The sequence below is a fragment of the uncultured Kriegella sp. genome (genome assembly GCF_963975415.1).
GTDB lineage: Bacteria > Bacteroidota > Bacteroidia > Flavobacteriales > Flavobacteriaceae > Kriegella.
The window spans coordinates 185,193-200,772 of record NZ_CAXBGN010000004.1 but is presented as its reverse complement, the minus strand read 5'-3'; the positions used below and the strand labels follow the sequence as shown (position 1 = coordinate 200,772).

Sequence of the window (15,580 nt, the reverse complement as noted above, 5' to 3'; positions counted from 1 at the left end):
AGGAATATTCATTCTAACTATTGATCCATGATTGTGATTGTTGATAGTGGTGCCACAAAAGCGGATTGGATTGCCCTAGATGCTAAGGGAGACCGACTTTTTTTAACCCAGACTTTGGGGCTTAGCCCAGAAGTTCTTACACGCGAGGTTATCGAAGATAGATTGGCAAATAATTTTGAACTGGCCCAGAATAAAGAAAAGGTAAGCCAGTTGTTTTTCTACGGTGCCGGATGCGGCACGGATCGTATGAAAAAGTTTTTGAAGAAAATTTTCAAAGGCTTTTTTCCAAATGCACAAATCGATGTTAAGGAAGATACATTTGCCGCAATTTATTCTACCACTAAAATTGGCCAACAAGGTATTGTATGTATTCTTGGCACCGGCTCGAACTGCAGTTATTACGACGGTCATCAACTTATTCAGAAAGTGGTTTCATTGGGGTATATTCCTATGGATGATGGTAGTGGTAATTTCTTCGGTCGAAAATTGATACGTGATTACTACTATCATAAAATTCCACAAGACTTGGCCGTTAAGTTTGCCCAAGGTTATAATCTTGAGGCCGATGTAATTAAGGAAAACCTTTATAAACAGCCCAACCCGAATACTTATTTGGCAACATTTGCACGATTTTTAGTAGAGAACAAAGAGCATCCCTATTGTAAGGGGGTAATCGATAAAGGGTTTCAGCAGTTCATTAACAATCAAGTGATGCAATTTGAACTGGCTACTAAAGTACCTATCCATTTTGTGGGTAGTATTGCGCATTTTTTACGGGAAGAGTTAACAGCAGTGTTAGAGCGTAACGATTTAATTCCCGGTGTAATACGGCAAAGGCCTATTGATGGACTTGTGGAATTCCACAAGGATACTATTTAACTGCTATCGCAGAAATTTCTACGTTTACGAATTTGGGTAAATTTGCTACTTCCACTGTTTCCCTGGCAGGTGCGTTCGCTTCATTAAAATAAGAGCCGTAGACTTCGTTTATTTTGGTAAACTGGTTCATGTCTTTAATGAAAATGGTAGTTTTTATCACGTTTTCAAAAGTCATTTCCGCAGCTTCGAGAATAGCCTTTAGGTTGTCCATCGAACGGGCGGTTTCTTTTTTGATATCGCCTTCTATTAACGTTCCCGTTTTCGGATCTAGGGGTATTTGTCCTGAAACGTAAAGGGTGTTTCCACTTAGTACAGCTTGATTGTATGGGCCTATGGGTGCCGGGGCTTCTGATGTGTTGATTATTTTTTTCATGATATTTTGATTCTTCGATTAAATATAAAACGCTTAAAATTCGAAAGGTGTAAGGAGTCTATTTAGATTACTGACTTCTGTTTTCCCACTTCAAATCGCTAAGTATCGAACTCTTTATGCCGATAAAAAAATACCATCGTTCGTATTGGCCGAACGGCGACCAGTTAAAGCGCATGGTAAAACTCTTTAAATCACGCTCGAAACGTAGTTGCGTAAGTGTAAAGCCTTTGTTTTTAAAATCATAACCCGATGATCCCCCGATTTTCCATCGGGGAGATAATTCAATGTTTCCAGAGAACATTAGAGAATGGCTACTAAATTCATCCTGCCTGTTAGCGTTCGAATAAGTGGCAGAATAGGCCAATCGGAAGTCCCACGGTATTTTTGTTCCATAAATCGGGTTTTCTACATCCTCGCCCTTTCTATTTCGTTCTTCTTCTTGTCGTCTCGGGTCGTTAAAGTTGTCCGCTTGACCAAAAAGGTCATCTGTGCGCCCGCCACTTTGTGCTACATAATCATATGGGTTTTCCTCGTCTTCGCCTTTATCATCCTCCTCCTTTTTTCCAAATGTTTTGCTGTCGATTGAATAACCCACGTTCACATTTGCCCTCGTAAGTCTTAAAAGGCTACCGCCGTTGTCGATGTTCCAGGTGTCAATTCTTCTACCGTTATTGTCGATGGCATAGGGGTCTAAACCTGCTGAAAAGTTGACCGACATTTTGTTGTTCAAGATGTTCGTACCTCCATTAACACTTAAAGGACTTAATTTCAACGAATCGGCTTCTAAATTATATCCTGTAGAAATGTTAAAGTTGCTCAGTATGGGAACTTTCTTTGGTTTTAGAGCGGTAGAGTCTTTATCACGTACTTTTGCTTCTAAGGTATTCGCTAGTGAAAAGCTAAGGCTGTTCGAACGGCTCAAGCTTGGGGCGCCATTTAATGTACCTGTAAACCGGCTATATTGAACGACTTCCCCGTTGGCATCTAAATATTCATCGTAAAATTGTTCAAACGATGGTGCGTAGCCATAGCTTAATGAGGGGCGCATGACGTGTCGAATGGCCTGTATTTTTTTGTCTTCCCCAAATTCGAAGGTTCCGTACAGCGTAGTTCCGATACTGGCGCTTAAATTGTATTTATTGTAACGGTCAAAACCAGAGATAGTATCTCTTACAACAGCGCCTTCGTCGGCATCATAGCGTTGTGCAAATGTCTCCAATGTCCACACATCCTCATAACTGCCTCCCATGGAAACACTGAAGAATTTAGCTACTTTAAAGTTTGTACTGATGGGTAGACGGTGCCTTGCGCCAACTCGTGCTTCCTCGAACATGCCACTTTTGAAGAACTGGTCTTCGGTAATCGATAGGCTGTTTCGGGCATTTACGTCATACTGAAAATTAATGTTCTGTATGGCCCCTTTTTTAATTCCGTCTCTTTTTGCAAAGGGAAAAATACGCTCCATACTGGCTTGAAAGGTAGGAAGCGTCATTTCTATATTTTCAGTATTTGTGTTTTGACTATGTGTAGCGGTCAAACTCATATTGACCGATGGATAGGCCGGAAATGTTTTGGAGTATGATATTGACGAGCTGAGTGTGTTGTTTTGGGTGTTCGGCAAGTTGCGCTGCAATAACGAATTTTGATAGTACGAGCTGCTTCCTAAATTCACCGACGCCGAGAATCTGGAATTGGGACTGGCTTTGGTGTCTTGCGAGTGTGAAATCTGTAAATTGTAAATGGTGCTTCTGCTGTAGTCACTGAATCCCTTCTGGCTAGTGACGAGATTTTCGTATCTAAAATTAACATTACCCCGGTATCGGTAACGTTTTGAATAGACCGATTGGGTTCTAAAACCATAACTTCCATTTGTGTAAAGGTCCCCTGTTAGGGTCAGGTCTACATAGTCGCTGATCGGAAAGTAATACCCTCCGTCTTGCAAAAAGTAGCCCCTGTCGGGGTCGTTGCCAAAAGTAGGCATCATCAGGCCTGCTGTTCTCCCGACAGTAAGTGGAAAATAAGCAAAAGGTAAGGCTATGGGTGTCGGTACATCGGCAATGTAGAGGTTGCTGAAGCCTGCGATTACCTTCTTTTTAGGTACAAATTTTGCTTTTCTTATTCTAATATAATAATCAGGGTTTACTGTATCTTGCGAAGTGGTGAGTTTCCCTTCATGCAGAAAATATACAGAATCGTTCTCCTTTTTAGTTATTTCTGCATATACTTTCATGGCATCACTGCCCAACTGGTCTAGGCCTGCCTGTTGTTCTGTGCGGGAATTCCAAATCAACGCTTTTTCGGTATCGAAATTAAAACGGATAGAATCTGGTCTCACTTCATTGTCGCCTTGTTTGAAATAAGGTAATTGAGTATAATTGCCAACGGAATCTTTAATACGGCCAGCGTATACTTCATTTTTCACATAGTCCATTGTAATGATACCCGCCTTCAGTTCAGTATCTTGGTAATATATCTCGGCCTCGTTATACAGATATATTTTCTGGTCTTTCTGGCTGAGTTTCACATAATCTTTCGCCTTATATTTGATTTTGTCTAATAGAACAGATTGCTTGACCGTTGATGAATCGCTACTGACCGAGTCTTTTACGATGTTGCTGGTCAAGGGATTGACCAGCAGTATGGGTGCGACGATGGTGTCTTCCTGCGCTTTTATCGGCAATGGTATAATTTGATCTTCTTGTGCGACGCCAAAAAGAGTGCCGATGAATAGCAGTAATAGGAAAAGTAGATAATGTTTGTTTGATTGCAAGGCTATATATCCTATTTTTGTAACCGTTTGGTGGCGTCCCGCACTATATTGACTGGTAGTATTCGGGCAAACTTACATATATTTTTTGTTCCTCTTGTAGGGTATTACAATAAATTTAACCATCGGAAGAATATCAAAACGCGATGAAGACCGTTATATGAAAAAACCTTTTTTATTCCTTTTTTTTATATTATTTTTTGTATTGTCTTTCAACTTTGGTTCTGCCCAACAGCCCGACGATGACAAATTTATAGTTGTTCTTGATGCAGGTCATGGCGGTCATGATCCCGGTAATTTGGGAAACGGTTATTTCGAGAAGAATATTGCATTGAATATTGTGCTTAAAGTAGGGCGTATTCTAGAGCAAAGTCCCGATATAAAAGTAATCTATACCCGTAAAGATGATACTTTCATTGATTTATATGTCAGGGGAGAAATTGCCAATAAGGCCAATGCCGATCTTTTTGTTTCGGTACATTGTGATTCACATACCTCCGACGCACAGGGTGCAGGTACTTTCGTTTTAGGTCTGCACGCCAATAAACAGAATTTTGAAATTGCCAAAAAAGAGAACTCTGTTATTTATTTAGAGGATAACTATGAGAGCCGGTATGCCAATTATGATATTAATTCGCCAGAGTCCGTCATTGGTCTGACAATCATGCAGGAAGAGTTCTTGGATCAGAGTATCGCCTTGGCTAAGATGATTCAAGACAATTTTTCTGGAAAACTTAAACGCACTGACAGAAAGGTTAAACAAGCAGGATTTATTGTTTTACATCAAACTTTTATGCCCAGTGTTTTGGTGGAAACTGGTTTTTTGACGAACAAGAAAGAGGGGGCTTATCTCAATTCAAAGAAAGGTCAAACCGAAATGGGGGAATCTATTTCAGACGCCATTCTCAATTATAAGAATAGCGTTCAATCGAATACGAGTTTTAATGGCGTAGCCGGTAGTATACCCGCAACGCCTGAATTACCTGCGAATAACGTAGAAGATAAAGAGGTAGGTAAACAAACCGTCGAGAATGCTTCACCGATTGAATCCACTCCTCCACCAGTGGTTGAGAAGGCAAAACCCGTTACGCAACCTACTGTCGTGCAAAAACCGCCAATCGTTCAAGAGGAAGAGACCAAAGATAAAGCCAAATCTCAAGCAACAACGTTGGTCGAGAAAAAAGAAACAATTAAGCCGCATGATATAAGAAAGGCAAATGATAAGAAAGATTTAATCTTTAAGGTACAGATATTTGCCAGCTCCAAAGACATACCTTTAAGTCCTGATTTCTTTAATGGGTTGAATAAAATAACGAAAGAACCGGTTAACAACTTGTATCGCTATCTTTACGGGAGTACAAACTCTATAAGCGAGGCTAAATTGTTGAAGTCTAATGCAGATTTAAATGGTTATAAGTCCTCTTATATTGTGGGCTATAGGAATGGTGTAAGAATTCCTGCAAAAGAGGTAGCTAAATACGTTTCGGAATAAATAATGCTGTCATCTAATTTTTATTTCTAATTTTGTTAGGTACTAGAAAAACTTGCTTTTGAAACTATCGAGAGAAATTAAGACGGGAATTATCGTAATAGGCGGCATTCTCTTGTTTATTTTAGGATTTAGTTACCTGAAATCTACACCACTTTTTGATAATAGTAAAACCTTATATGCGGTTTATGATCATGTTGGGGGGCTACAGCCAGGTACCCAAGTATCTATAAACGGTTTTAATGTTGGTACTGTAAACGATATAAAGTTTAAAGATGCTTCGGGGAAACTTATTGTAACATTTTCTGTAAATAATGATTTTTCATTCTCCAAGAACAGTAAGGCCGAACTTTATGATACTGGTATCATAGGAGGCAAGGGTATACAAATAAAACCTGTTTTTGATGATGGCCCCTCGGCAAAATCGGGAGACACGTTGGTCACAAATACAAGACCGGGGTTGACCGATTTACTACAGCAAAAACTCACGCCTTTGCAGTTAAAAGTGGAAGATGCCTTTACGAACGCCGACTCGCTATTAATAAATGTAAATCAAATTTTAGACACTAAGGCAAAAAAAGATTTACAAGAAAGTTTGAGTGGGCTTAACAGTACGATCAGTAGCTTCAAACGAAGTGCAGATATACTTAGCAATATTTTAAGTGATAATCAGAGCAAGTTGGATAGTTCGATGATGAATTTTCAAAAACTGACCTATAATTTTGCTAATTTATCCGATTCGCTGAATAATGCAGGTCTTGGTAGAACTTTGGCAAGTTTAGAATCTACGGTTGCCAATCTTGATCGGGTTTTAGCAGGAATAGAAAGAGGTGATGGTACTTTGGGTAAGTTGATGCAAGACGAAGAACTATACTCCAATCTAAATAATGCTTCCAAGGAATTGGATTTGCTGCTTCAAGATTTTCGTTTGAACCCGAAACGGTACGTGAATGTTTCCGTTTTTGGAAAAAAGCAAAAAGACTATACTGTTCCTGAAGACGATCCGGCAGAAGAAATAGAAAATCAATAATGGACTACCTTCCTAATATCATTTTTGTAATAGTTCTAGCGATAGGTATTGGATATTTCGTGAACAACATAAAAAAACTCAGCAGAAATATTAAGCTGGGAAAAGACACTGATGTATCCGATAATAAACCGACCCGTTGGAAAAATATGGCCAGAATTGCGCTAGGTCAAACAAAAATGGTCGTAAGGCCTATAGCGGGACTGCTACATATCATTGTTTACGTCGGCTTTATCATCATTAATATAGAGGTGCTGGAAATCATCATAGATGGCATTTTTGGTACCCATCGTATTTTTGCGCCCATGGGTGCGCTTTATGATTTCTTAATCGGCTCATTCGAAATTTTGGCTTTATTGGTAATTGTAGCGGTGACCTTATTTTGGGTGCGTAGAAACATCATTAGATTGCAACGGTTCATAAAACCTGAAATGAAAGGTTGGCCCAAAAAGGATGGTAATCTTATTTTATATATAGAGTTGGTTTTAATGCTCTTGTTTTTAACCATGAATGCCGCCGATTATCAATTACAGCAATTGGGTGCTGCTCATTATACCGTGGCCGGATCATTTCCGGTAAGCCAGTTTATTGTACCTATTTTTGAAGGTTTGTCAATTTCGACATTGATCGTTATTGAACGGACCGCCTGGTGGCTTCATATTACAGGTATTTTGGTTTTTTTGAATTATTTATATTATTCGAAACACTTGCACATACTTTTGGCTTTCCCTAATACGTATTTTGGGAAATTAGGGCCAAAGGGAAAATTCAAAAACCTCGATGCCGTTACCCAAGAGGTCAAATTAATGCTTGACCCTTCTGCAGACCCCTTTGCAGCTCCTGCCGAGGATGCTGCCGACCCGGAAAAATTTGGTGCTTCCGATATTATGGATCTAAGTTGGGTTCAATTGCTAAATGCATATACCTGTACCGAATGTGGCCGCTGTACCAGTGAGTGTCCCGCCAATCAAACCGGCAAGAAACTATCTCCTAGAAAAATTATGATGGATACTAGAGATCGTATCGAAGAGGTCGGTAAAAACTTGGATGCGAACAATGGTAAATTCGAAGATGATGGTAGGCAATTACTCGATAACTTTATTACACGGGAAGAGCTTTGGGCCTGTACCTCTTGTAATGCCTGTGTAGAAGCCTGTCCGGTAAGTATTGACCCATTATCTATTATTATGGATATGCGCCAATATTTGGTAATGGAGCAATCGGCGGCTCCGACTGATTTGAATAATATGATGACCAATATCGAGAATAATGGAGCCCCATGGCCGTTCAATCAGATGGATCGGCTAAACTGGAAAGAAGAACTGTGATATGGAAAGTAAATTGAAGGTACCGACAATGGCCGAGCTTTTCGCTGCCGGTCAACAACCAGAAGTCTTGTTTTGGGTAGGCTGCGCTGGTAGCTTTGATGATAGGGCAAAGAAAATTACGAAGGCCTTCGTAAAAATATTGAATCAGGCAAATGTTTCATTTGCGGTTTTAGGCACTGAGGAAAGCTGTACCGGAGATCCGGCAAAACGCTCGGGAAATGAATTTTTGTTCCAAATGCAGGCCATGACCAATATTGAGGTCATGAATGCCTATGAGGTGAAAAAAATCATAACAACCTGTCCGCATTGTTTTAATACTTTGAAAAATGAATACCCTGGTTTAGGGGGTAACTACGAAGTTGTGCACCACACCCAATTTTTAAAGCAATTGTTAGAAGATGCGAGAATTTCGGTGGAAGGCGGAAAGTTCAAAGGAAAAAGAATAACGTTCCATGACCCTTGCTATTTGGGTAGGGCCAATGGTGTTTATGAAGCTCCACGGGAATTGATCAGAAAACTCGATGCCGAATTGGTGGAAATGAAAAATTGCAAAAAGAAAGGCTTATGTTGTGGTGCGGGTGGAGCGCAAATGTTCAAAGAACCAGAAAAGGGCGATAAAGATGTAAACATAGAGCGTACCGAGCAGGCCTTGGAAACCCAACCGGAAATTATTGCCGCTGCTTGTCCTTTTTGCAATACGATGATGACCGATGGTGTGAAAAACAAAGAAAAGGAAGCTTCGATAGTGGTAATGGATATCGCAGAACTTATTGCTAATGCCGAAGATTTGTAACCTTTAATGGAATTAAAATTAAGGAATGTTACTTTGGTACGACTTTGGTGATAGATAATAGAATTTTATAATTTTTAGAATTCAGACTATTATTATTTCGACGATTAAATAAAATTCCCCAAAAAGATTTATAGCAGATGTTAGTAGATTTTGACGAACTACCCGATACCTCTCGGGTTTGGATATATCAAGCAAGTAGAAGTTTTTCCACTGAAGAACTTTTGGAAGTAAGGCAAGAGCTTGACGGCTTTATCGAGCAGTGGACCGCTCATGGAGCAGATTTGAGGGCGGGTTATATCATACGGTATAATAGATTTATCATTTTGGCCTTAGATCAATCAATGGCGGCGGCTTCGGGTTGCTCTATCGATGCCTCTGTTCATTTTATTCAACAGCTCGAAAAGAGATATGATGTCGAGTTATTAGACAAAATGAACGTCTCCTATAAACAAGGCGAGTTCGTAGCCTATAAGCCTTTGTCCGATTTTAGAAAAATGGCCAAACAGAAAGCAGTTTCGGCAAATACCGTTGTCTTTAATAATTTGGTAGCTACAAAAGCCGAGTATCTTGAAAATTGGGAAGTACCGGCTTCCGAAAGTTGGCATGCAAGGTTTATGTGATTTTTTGTCGTTTTGTTAAATTGATAAGCAGGTCTATGCCCTTTACGTTCAATGCAAATCCGATGAAATACAATATTTTTATATGGTTTGAGTTATTCCCCTAGATGATTTTAATATGCGCTTTTATTTAGCACTCACTTTCTTTTCTCTTTTCTTTTTACCTGTTTCTGGCCAATCGTACCCCTTAGTTACCAATGATAGCCTTTTACAGCAAATATGGGTAGAGGCCCGATATAATGAGATGTCTGTAAGTGAAAGACTGGGACAGTTATTTATGGTCAGTGTAGCATCAGATCAAACTAAGGAAAGTACCGATAGAATAACCTCACTTATTCGCAAGCAAAATATAGGCGGAGTTATTTTCTCTACAGGAGGCCCTGTGCGCCAAGCCAAGCTGACAAACAAATATCAGGCAGCGTCGAAAATACCTTTGTTAATCGGAATGGATGCGGAATGGGGACTTTCTATGCGGTTAGACTCTACTTATGCTTTTCCTTGGAATATGACCTTGGGCGCCATAACCGATAATGCCGTGGTAGAAAAAGTAGGACAACAGATAGGAAAGCATGCCAAACGATTGGGAGTTCATATTAATTTTGCCCCCGACGTCGATATCAATATAAACCCTAAAAACCCGATTATCGGAAATCGTTCCTTTGGAGAAGATCGGGATAATGTGACCGAAAAAGGTATTGCTTTTATGAAAGGTATGCATAACGCAGGAATACTCTCAAGTGGTAAGCATTTTCCTGGGCATGGAGATACCGCAACAGATTCACATCATGCATTGCCGATAATCAACTTCTCAAGGTCGCGATTAGACAGTATCGAACTTTATCCTTATAAAAAATTAATCAAGGAAGGCTTGAGCAGCATAATGGTGGCCCATTTGAATGTACCTAGTTTAGAAACAAAGGAAAATTTACCATCATCTTTATCGGAACAGATTATTTCGGGGTTGCTCAAGGAAGAAATGGATTTTAACGGATTGGTTTTTACCGATGCACTAAATATGAAAGGGGTGGCCAAAAGCGGAAAAGATGGTGACGTAGAGTTGGCAGCTTTTATGGCTGGCAACGATATTCTCCTTATGCCGACAGAGGTCGCGAAAGCAAAGGAAAAGCTTCTCATGGCTTATAATAAAGGTGATATTTCCGAAGAAAGATTGGCAAGTTCGGTGAAAAAAATATTAATGGCCAAATACAAAGTGGGCTTAAACCGATATCGACCCATAGCCCTTGAAAATTTATACAATGATTTAAATTCTCTGGAAGACGATTTGATTTATGAAGAGGCTATAGAAAATGCCATAACTGTAGTGAAGAATAATTTTTATCTCATGGGGATAAAAAAGTTGGAAAATAAAAAGATAGCTTATGTGAAATTCGGGGATGCCAACAGTGATCCATTTATCAACGAACTGAACAAATATGCCGATGTTACCCAGGTCAATGGTAAAGATATCGCGACCTTGAGGCAAAAATTAGCGGCCTATAACTTGATTATTATTGGTTTTCATAAAAGCAATGAAAGCCCATGGAAATCATATAAATTTTCAACGAACGAATTGTCTTGGTTAAAGTCGATAGCCGCAGAAAGGAGCTCAAATCTGATATTGTCTGTTTTTGCAAAGCCCTACGCTCTTTTAGATGTAGATTCTTATGCCAATATTGATGGGGTTGTAATGGCCTACCAGAACAGCAAGTTGGCACAAGAAAAGACGGCGCAACTCATTTTCGGTGCAATACCGGCCAAAGGAGTATTACCGGTGACCGCGCATAAAGACTTTCCTGTAAATACCAATGTACAATTAAAGTCTTTGATGCGATTGGGGTATAGTTATCCAGAGCGTGTAGGGCTTAGTTCTTCAAAGCTTGCCGATGTGGACCATTTGGTTCAAGACGGACTCGACTCTTTGATGTATCCAGGGGCTCAAGTTTTGATTGCCCGCAAAGGAAAGGTTATATACAATAAGGGTTTTGGAAAGCCTACTTATAATTCAAAGGACCATATAGCAGCTGAGAATATTTATGATTTGGCTTCAATGACCAAAATATTGGCTACATTACCCTTGATCATGAAAATGGAGGAGGAAGGTAAAATAGCCCTTAATGATACGTTTCAAGACTTAGTTCCTGAATATGCCGATTCTGAATTAAAAGACGTTACGGTACTGAAAGCTTTATCACATTATGGGCGATTGCCAGCTTGGATCGCTTTCTATATCGATACTTTGGATAAGAATAAAAAGCCTTCCTCTGAATTTTACAGAAATGCGCCCTCGAAGGGCTTTTCTTTTAAGGTCAGTGACAACCTTTATCTTACCGATGCCTATAAAGATTCTATTTATAACCGTATTGGTAGACAAAGTTTAAAGTCGAATAGATACCGATATAGTGATGTGGGCTATTATGTGATGAAGAAATATATTGAAGATGTGTATAAAAAGGGTATGGACGAATTGACCGATGATTTTTTATACAAACCCTTGGGAGCTTTCCATACCAGTTATAACCCTTTGAAAAAGTTTCCGAAGAACCTTATTGTACCATCTGAGATAGATAAGTATTATAGATATCAGACGGTACAAGGTTATGTTCATGATATGGGCGCCGCAATGCAGGGTGGAGTAGGAGGCCATGCGGGATTATTCAGTTCGGCCAATGACGTGGCCAAAATCATGCAAATGTATTTGCAAGGTGGATTCTATGGTGGCACGCGATTTTTAGAGGACAGAACTATAAAAAAATTCAATAACTGCTATTTCTGTGATAAACACGTCAGAAGGGGCGTGGGCTTTGATAAGCCTCAGCTAGAAAATAGCGGTCCGACCTGCGGCTGTGTTTCCCGAAAGAGTTTTGGGCATAGTGGTTTTACCGGAACCTATACCTGGGCCGATCCTGAAGAAGAAATAGTTTATGTTTTCCTATCGAACAGAACGTACCCTACTGCATCAAATACACTATTAGTTAAATCGGGGTTAAGAACACGTATTCAAAGAGCCATTTACGATGCTATTCTAAATTAAACTGTAATTTTGTCTAGATGAAAATAGCAATTGTTTGTTACCCGACCTTTGGTGGTAGTGGTGTTGTGGCTACCGAACTTGGAATAGCCTTGGCCAATCGAGGGCATGAAATACATTTTGTGACCTATCGGCAACCGGTACGTCTTGAACTTTTGAGTAACAGGATTTACTTTCACGAAGTGAATGTTCCTGAATATCCTTTGTTTCATTATCAACCCTATGAATTGGCCTTGTCTAGTAAACTGGTCGACACCATAAAGCTGTACGGTATCGAACTTTTGCATGTGCACTATGCCATTCCCCATGCGTATGCCGGTTATATGGCAAAGAAGATGTTAGAGGAAGAAAATATTCATGTTCCCATGATTACCACATTGCATGGAACGGATATAACCCTAGTAGGGAAACATCCATTTTATAAACCTGCAGTGACCTTTAGTATAAATCAATCTGATGTAGTGACCTCGGTTTCCGAGAGTCTAAAACAAAGAACGTTAGAATTGTTTGCCATCGAAAAAGAGATTGAAGTGGTGCCTAATTTTATTGAAAAAAATAAATATAAAGATTCTTTTACCGATTGTCAACGGTCTATAATGGCCAATGATGATGAGCGAATTATTACGCATATTAGCAATTTTCGAAAGGTTAAGCGTATACCCGATGTGATTAGAATATTTGAAAAGATTCAGCGAAAAGTGTCCTCTAAGTTGATAATGGTCGGCGAAGGTCCTGAAAAGTCTGGAGCGGAGGAATTGTGTGACAAGTTGGGAATTTCTGAAAAAGTAATCTTTTTAGGTAATAGTAATGAGATCGACCGTATATTGTGCTTTTCCGATCTTTTTTTACTTCCTTCCGAATCTGAGAGCTTTGGGTTGGCGGCTTTAGAGGCAATGGCTAATAGGGTTCCAGTTATATCGAGCAATACTGGTGGAGTTCCTGAAGTCAATGAACAGGGGGTTACAGGTTTTTTAAGTGACGTAGGCAACATCGATGAGATGGCCGATAATGCCATGCGCATCTTGGGAGACGATGACGTGTTGGAAAAGTTTAAGGAAAATGCTTATCAAACATCCCTGAAATTTGATATTTTGAAAGTACTTCCGCTTTACGAAGCTATTTATGAAAAAGCGTATAAAGGTCGTTTTAAAGAGTCGTACAGTTAAGTCAAAAGTAGTTGTACTTTGTGGTGGTATTTTAGGTGTACTTCTTTCATGCAATGCACAAAAGAATGCCTTGGAAAAGAGAACTTCCGATGATAATGATGGGCTGACCTTGCTTCTACAAGATAATTATGGCGGAGGTGATTCTACCAAAGTTTTGATTATAAATGACATCAAAAGATTGCAAACTTTCTTTTCAAAAATAAACAGGACTAGAAAACCTGGACTTCCGGTTCCGAAAATAGATTTTGGTAAAGAAATGGCCGTTATTCTGTGTGGTGGCTTACAACGCGGCATTGAAAAGCCCGAACTTTCCATTTTAAAGGACGACCCTGCCACTTTGGTTTTGCAATTGAACCGACCAGAGGGAACTTCCGGTGGAGCACTTATAAACCCTTTCAGTATTTACACTTTGCCCCTTACCCAAAAAGAGATTATTGTTAAAGGAAAGTGACCTCAAATCGATGATTTTGGCATTTCAACTATCTAACGAATATTCTTACTTTTTAAAGTTTTTTTTCTCTGAAAAAGGCTAGTCTGCCTAATTTTACATATTAATTGTCCCAAATTATAAACTTATGCAAATTCGTAGAAAGGCTTTGGCCATATGCCTATTATTTACTTTCGGCCAGATTTTATCACAGGAAGAAGATGTAAAACTTACCTCAAAGGACAGCATTGTAACCAGTTCTTGGATGATAGGACTAGGCTACAATATTGTAGATGATTCCGGAGATGCTTTTAATGATTTTACTACCATCAAGAACCAATGGAATGCCGTTGCTTTTCCTTCGAGAATAAACATTGGAAGGTATTTTAAAAGTGGTTTGGGTCTTGAAATCATAGGAACGTACAACAAATACAAAAAAGGTTTTATTATCGATGGTTTTGCAAATCCTGATGATATCAATTATTTTGGTATAGATTCTAGACTAAGTTATGATCTCAATAAAATAATAGGAGAGACAGGATGGTTCGATCCATACGTAGGAATTGGCCTCGGGTACACCGATGCTAGTAATATTCCACGAGGCACTTATAATGCTGTTGTTGGTTTTAGAACTTGGTTCTCGGATAAATGGGGACTAGACCTCAGTTCAAGTGGAAAATGGGCTATGGGAGATAATGGCGCCACAAACCACATTCAGCACAGCGCAGGAGTCGTTTACCGTTTTGGCATCGAGAAGGGTTTGTCGAAGAAAGGATCGGAAAAGCTGGCCTTAATAGAAGAAATAGCGAAAGAACGGGAACGTGTACAAGATTCTATAGCTTCGGTCAATAGGGCCAAAGAAGCCGCTGCTTTAGCGGAACGATTGGCTCTGGAAAAAGAACAGAAGCGGTTGGCCGATGCAGAAAAAGCTAAAATCGAGGCAGAAAACAAGCGCAAAAATGATATTGAAGATAGAATTAGGCGATTAGGGTTTATTTATTTCGCTTTAAACTCTTCATATATTAAAAAGGAATCTCTTGGCGTTTTGGATAAGCTTGCTAACTTGATGCAGGAGCTACCTGAGTTGGAGCTAAAAGTCACCTCCCATACTGATGCAAGAGGCACCTCTCAATATAACCAATGGCTATCCCAGAAACGGGCGGATCAAACTAAGGGTTACTTAGTTAAAAAGGGAATAGATTCGAAAAGGCTACAAGCTGAGGCCTATGGAGAAGATAGGTTATTGAATGATTGTGATGACAATACCTACTGTACCGAAGAAAAACACAAGGTTAATCGTAGATCAGAGTTTATTGCTACGAAATTTTAGTATCCTATTTATGGTTGTATTAAGCGATGTTTGATTAATCACCAATATGCATTAGAAAGGCGGTCTCTATTATTATAGAGACCGCCTTTTTTAATAGATAGTCATTGAAAGTACCAAAAGAGAAATCTAGTGGTTTTTTGCATTAAGTACACAATTGTTTTTTGAATTTAAAGCAGTTATGAGGAGCAATAAAATAAGGTTCCAATGACTCTACAACATATTAAGAAGGGACAGGAAATGGCTCGAATATGGCTTTTTTCTGGTGGAGTAAACGGCTAGGGCACGGTAATTTGATTTGTGGAGTATGCTGAAGGAATAAATAGTGCTGAAAGCATATGGAATTTCTTGGCCGGTGT

12 protein-coding genes are annotated in these 15,580 nt (G+C 39.4%); 10 read left to right on the top strand and 2 right to left on the bottom strand.

What is annotated here, in order from left to right; genetic code table 11:
- Nucleotides 1–27 precede the first annotated feature (27 nt).
- Complete coding sequence (locus AACZ88_RS10485; RefSeq protein WP_339709639.1) at nucleotides 28–879, top strand: N-acetylglucosamine kinase; 852 nt, start codon at nucleotides 28–30, stop codon at nucleotides 877–879.
- On the opposite strand, the gene AACZ88_RS10480 is transcribed toward AACZ88_RS10485, so the two are convergent.
- Both AACZ88_RS10480 and AACZ88_RS10475 read right to left on the bottom strand, forming a co-directional pair.
- Entirely contained in the window at nucleotides 872–1,252 is a 381-nt protein-coding gene (locus tag AACZ88_RS10480; RefSeq protein WP_339709636.1) for a RidA family protein, read from the bottom strand. The two genes, AACZ88_RS10485 and AACZ88_RS10480, sit on opposite strands and share 8 nt — an antisense overlap.
- A gap of 67 nt (nucleotides 1,253–1,319) precedes the next feature.
- On the bottom strand, nucleotides 1,320–4,022 hold the full coding sequence (locus AACZ88_RS10475) for a putative LPS assembly protein LptD (RefSeq protein ID WP_339709633.1): 2,703 nt from the start codon (nucleotides 4,020–4,022) through the stop codon (nucleotides 1,320–1,322).
- Between the two features lie 157 nt (nucleotides 4,023–4,179).
- On the opposite strand from AACZ88_RS10475, the gene AACZ88_RS10470 reads away from it, so the two are divergent.
- The 9 genes from AACZ88_RS10470 to AACZ88_RS10430 all read left to right on the top strand — a co-directional run bounded on the left by AACZ88_RS10470 (nucleotide 4,180) and on the right by AACZ88_RS10430 (nucleotide 15,224).
- The gene (locus AACZ88_RS10470; protein ID WP_339709630.1) at nucleotides 4,180–5,511 is read left to right on the top strand and encodes an N-acetylmuramoyl-L-alanine amidase; all 1,332 of its coding nucleotides are present in this window, start codon (nucleotides 4,180–4,182) and stop codon (nucleotides 5,509–5,511) included.
- Nucleotides 5,512–5,569: 58 nt separating this feature from the next.
- Nucleotides 5,570–6,538: an MlaD family protein gene (locus AACZ88_RS10465; RefSeq protein ID WP_339709628.1), complete on the top strand. Its 969-nt coding sequence runs from the start codon at nucleotides 5,570–5,572 to the stop codon at nucleotides 6,536–6,538.
- Nucleotides 6,538–7,863, top strand: a complete 1,326-nt coding sequence (locus tag AACZ88_RS10460; RefSeq protein ID WP_339709625.1) for a (Fe-S)-binding protein — start codon at nucleotides 6,538–6,540, stop codon at nucleotides 7,861–7,863. The genes AACZ88_RS10465 and AACZ88_RS10460 overlap by 1 nt, the downstream gene beginning before the upstream one ends.
- A gap of 1 nt (nucleotide 7,864) precedes the next feature.
- Complete coding sequence (locus tag AACZ88_RS10455; protein ID WP_339709622.1) at nucleotides 7,865–8,656, top strand: (Fe-S)-binding protein; 792 nt, start codon at nucleotides 7,865–7,867, stop codon at nucleotides 8,654–8,656.
- A gap of 137 nt (nucleotides 8,657–8,793) precedes the next feature.
- Nucleotides 8,794–9,276: an ABC transporter ATPase gene (locus AACZ88_RS10450; RefSeq protein ID WP_339709618.1), complete on the top strand. Its 483-nt coding sequence runs from the start codon at nucleotides 8,794–8,796 to the stop codon at nucleotides 9,274–9,276.
- Nucleotides 9,277–9,391: 115 nt separating this feature from the next.
- Nucleotides 9,392–12,304: a glycoside hydrolase family 3 N-terminal domain-containing protein gene (locus AACZ88_RS10445; RefSeq protein WP_339709615.1), complete on the top strand. Its 2,913-nt coding sequence runs from the start codon at nucleotides 9,392–9,394 to the stop codon at nucleotides 12,302–12,304.
- A 17-nt stretch (nucleotides 12,305–12,321) separates the two neighbouring features.
- Nucleotides 12,322–13,467, top strand: a complete 1,146-nt coding sequence (gene bshA, locus AACZ88_RS10440) for an N-acetyl-alpha-D-glucosaminyl L-malate synthase BshA (RefSeq protein ID WP_339709612.1) — start codon at nucleotides 12,322–12,324, stop codon at nucleotides 13,465–13,467.
- Nucleotides 13,424–13,918 carry a hypothetical protein gene (locus AACZ88_RS10435; protein WP_339709609.1) on the top strand — a complete coding sequence of 165 codons (495 nt, stop codon included), beginning with the start codon at nucleotides 13,424–13,426 and terminating at the stop codon, nucleotides 13,916–13,918. The genes bshA and AACZ88_RS10435 overlap by 44 nt, the downstream gene beginning before the upstream one ends.
- Nucleotides 13,919–14,042: 124 nt before the next feature.
- On the top strand, nucleotides 14,043–15,224 hold the full coding sequence (locus AACZ88_RS10430; protein WP_339709606.1) for an OmpA family protein: 1,182 nt from the start codon (nucleotides 14,043–14,045) through the stop codon (nucleotides 15,222–15,224).
- Nucleotides 15,225–15,580: the final 356 nt, after the last annotated feature.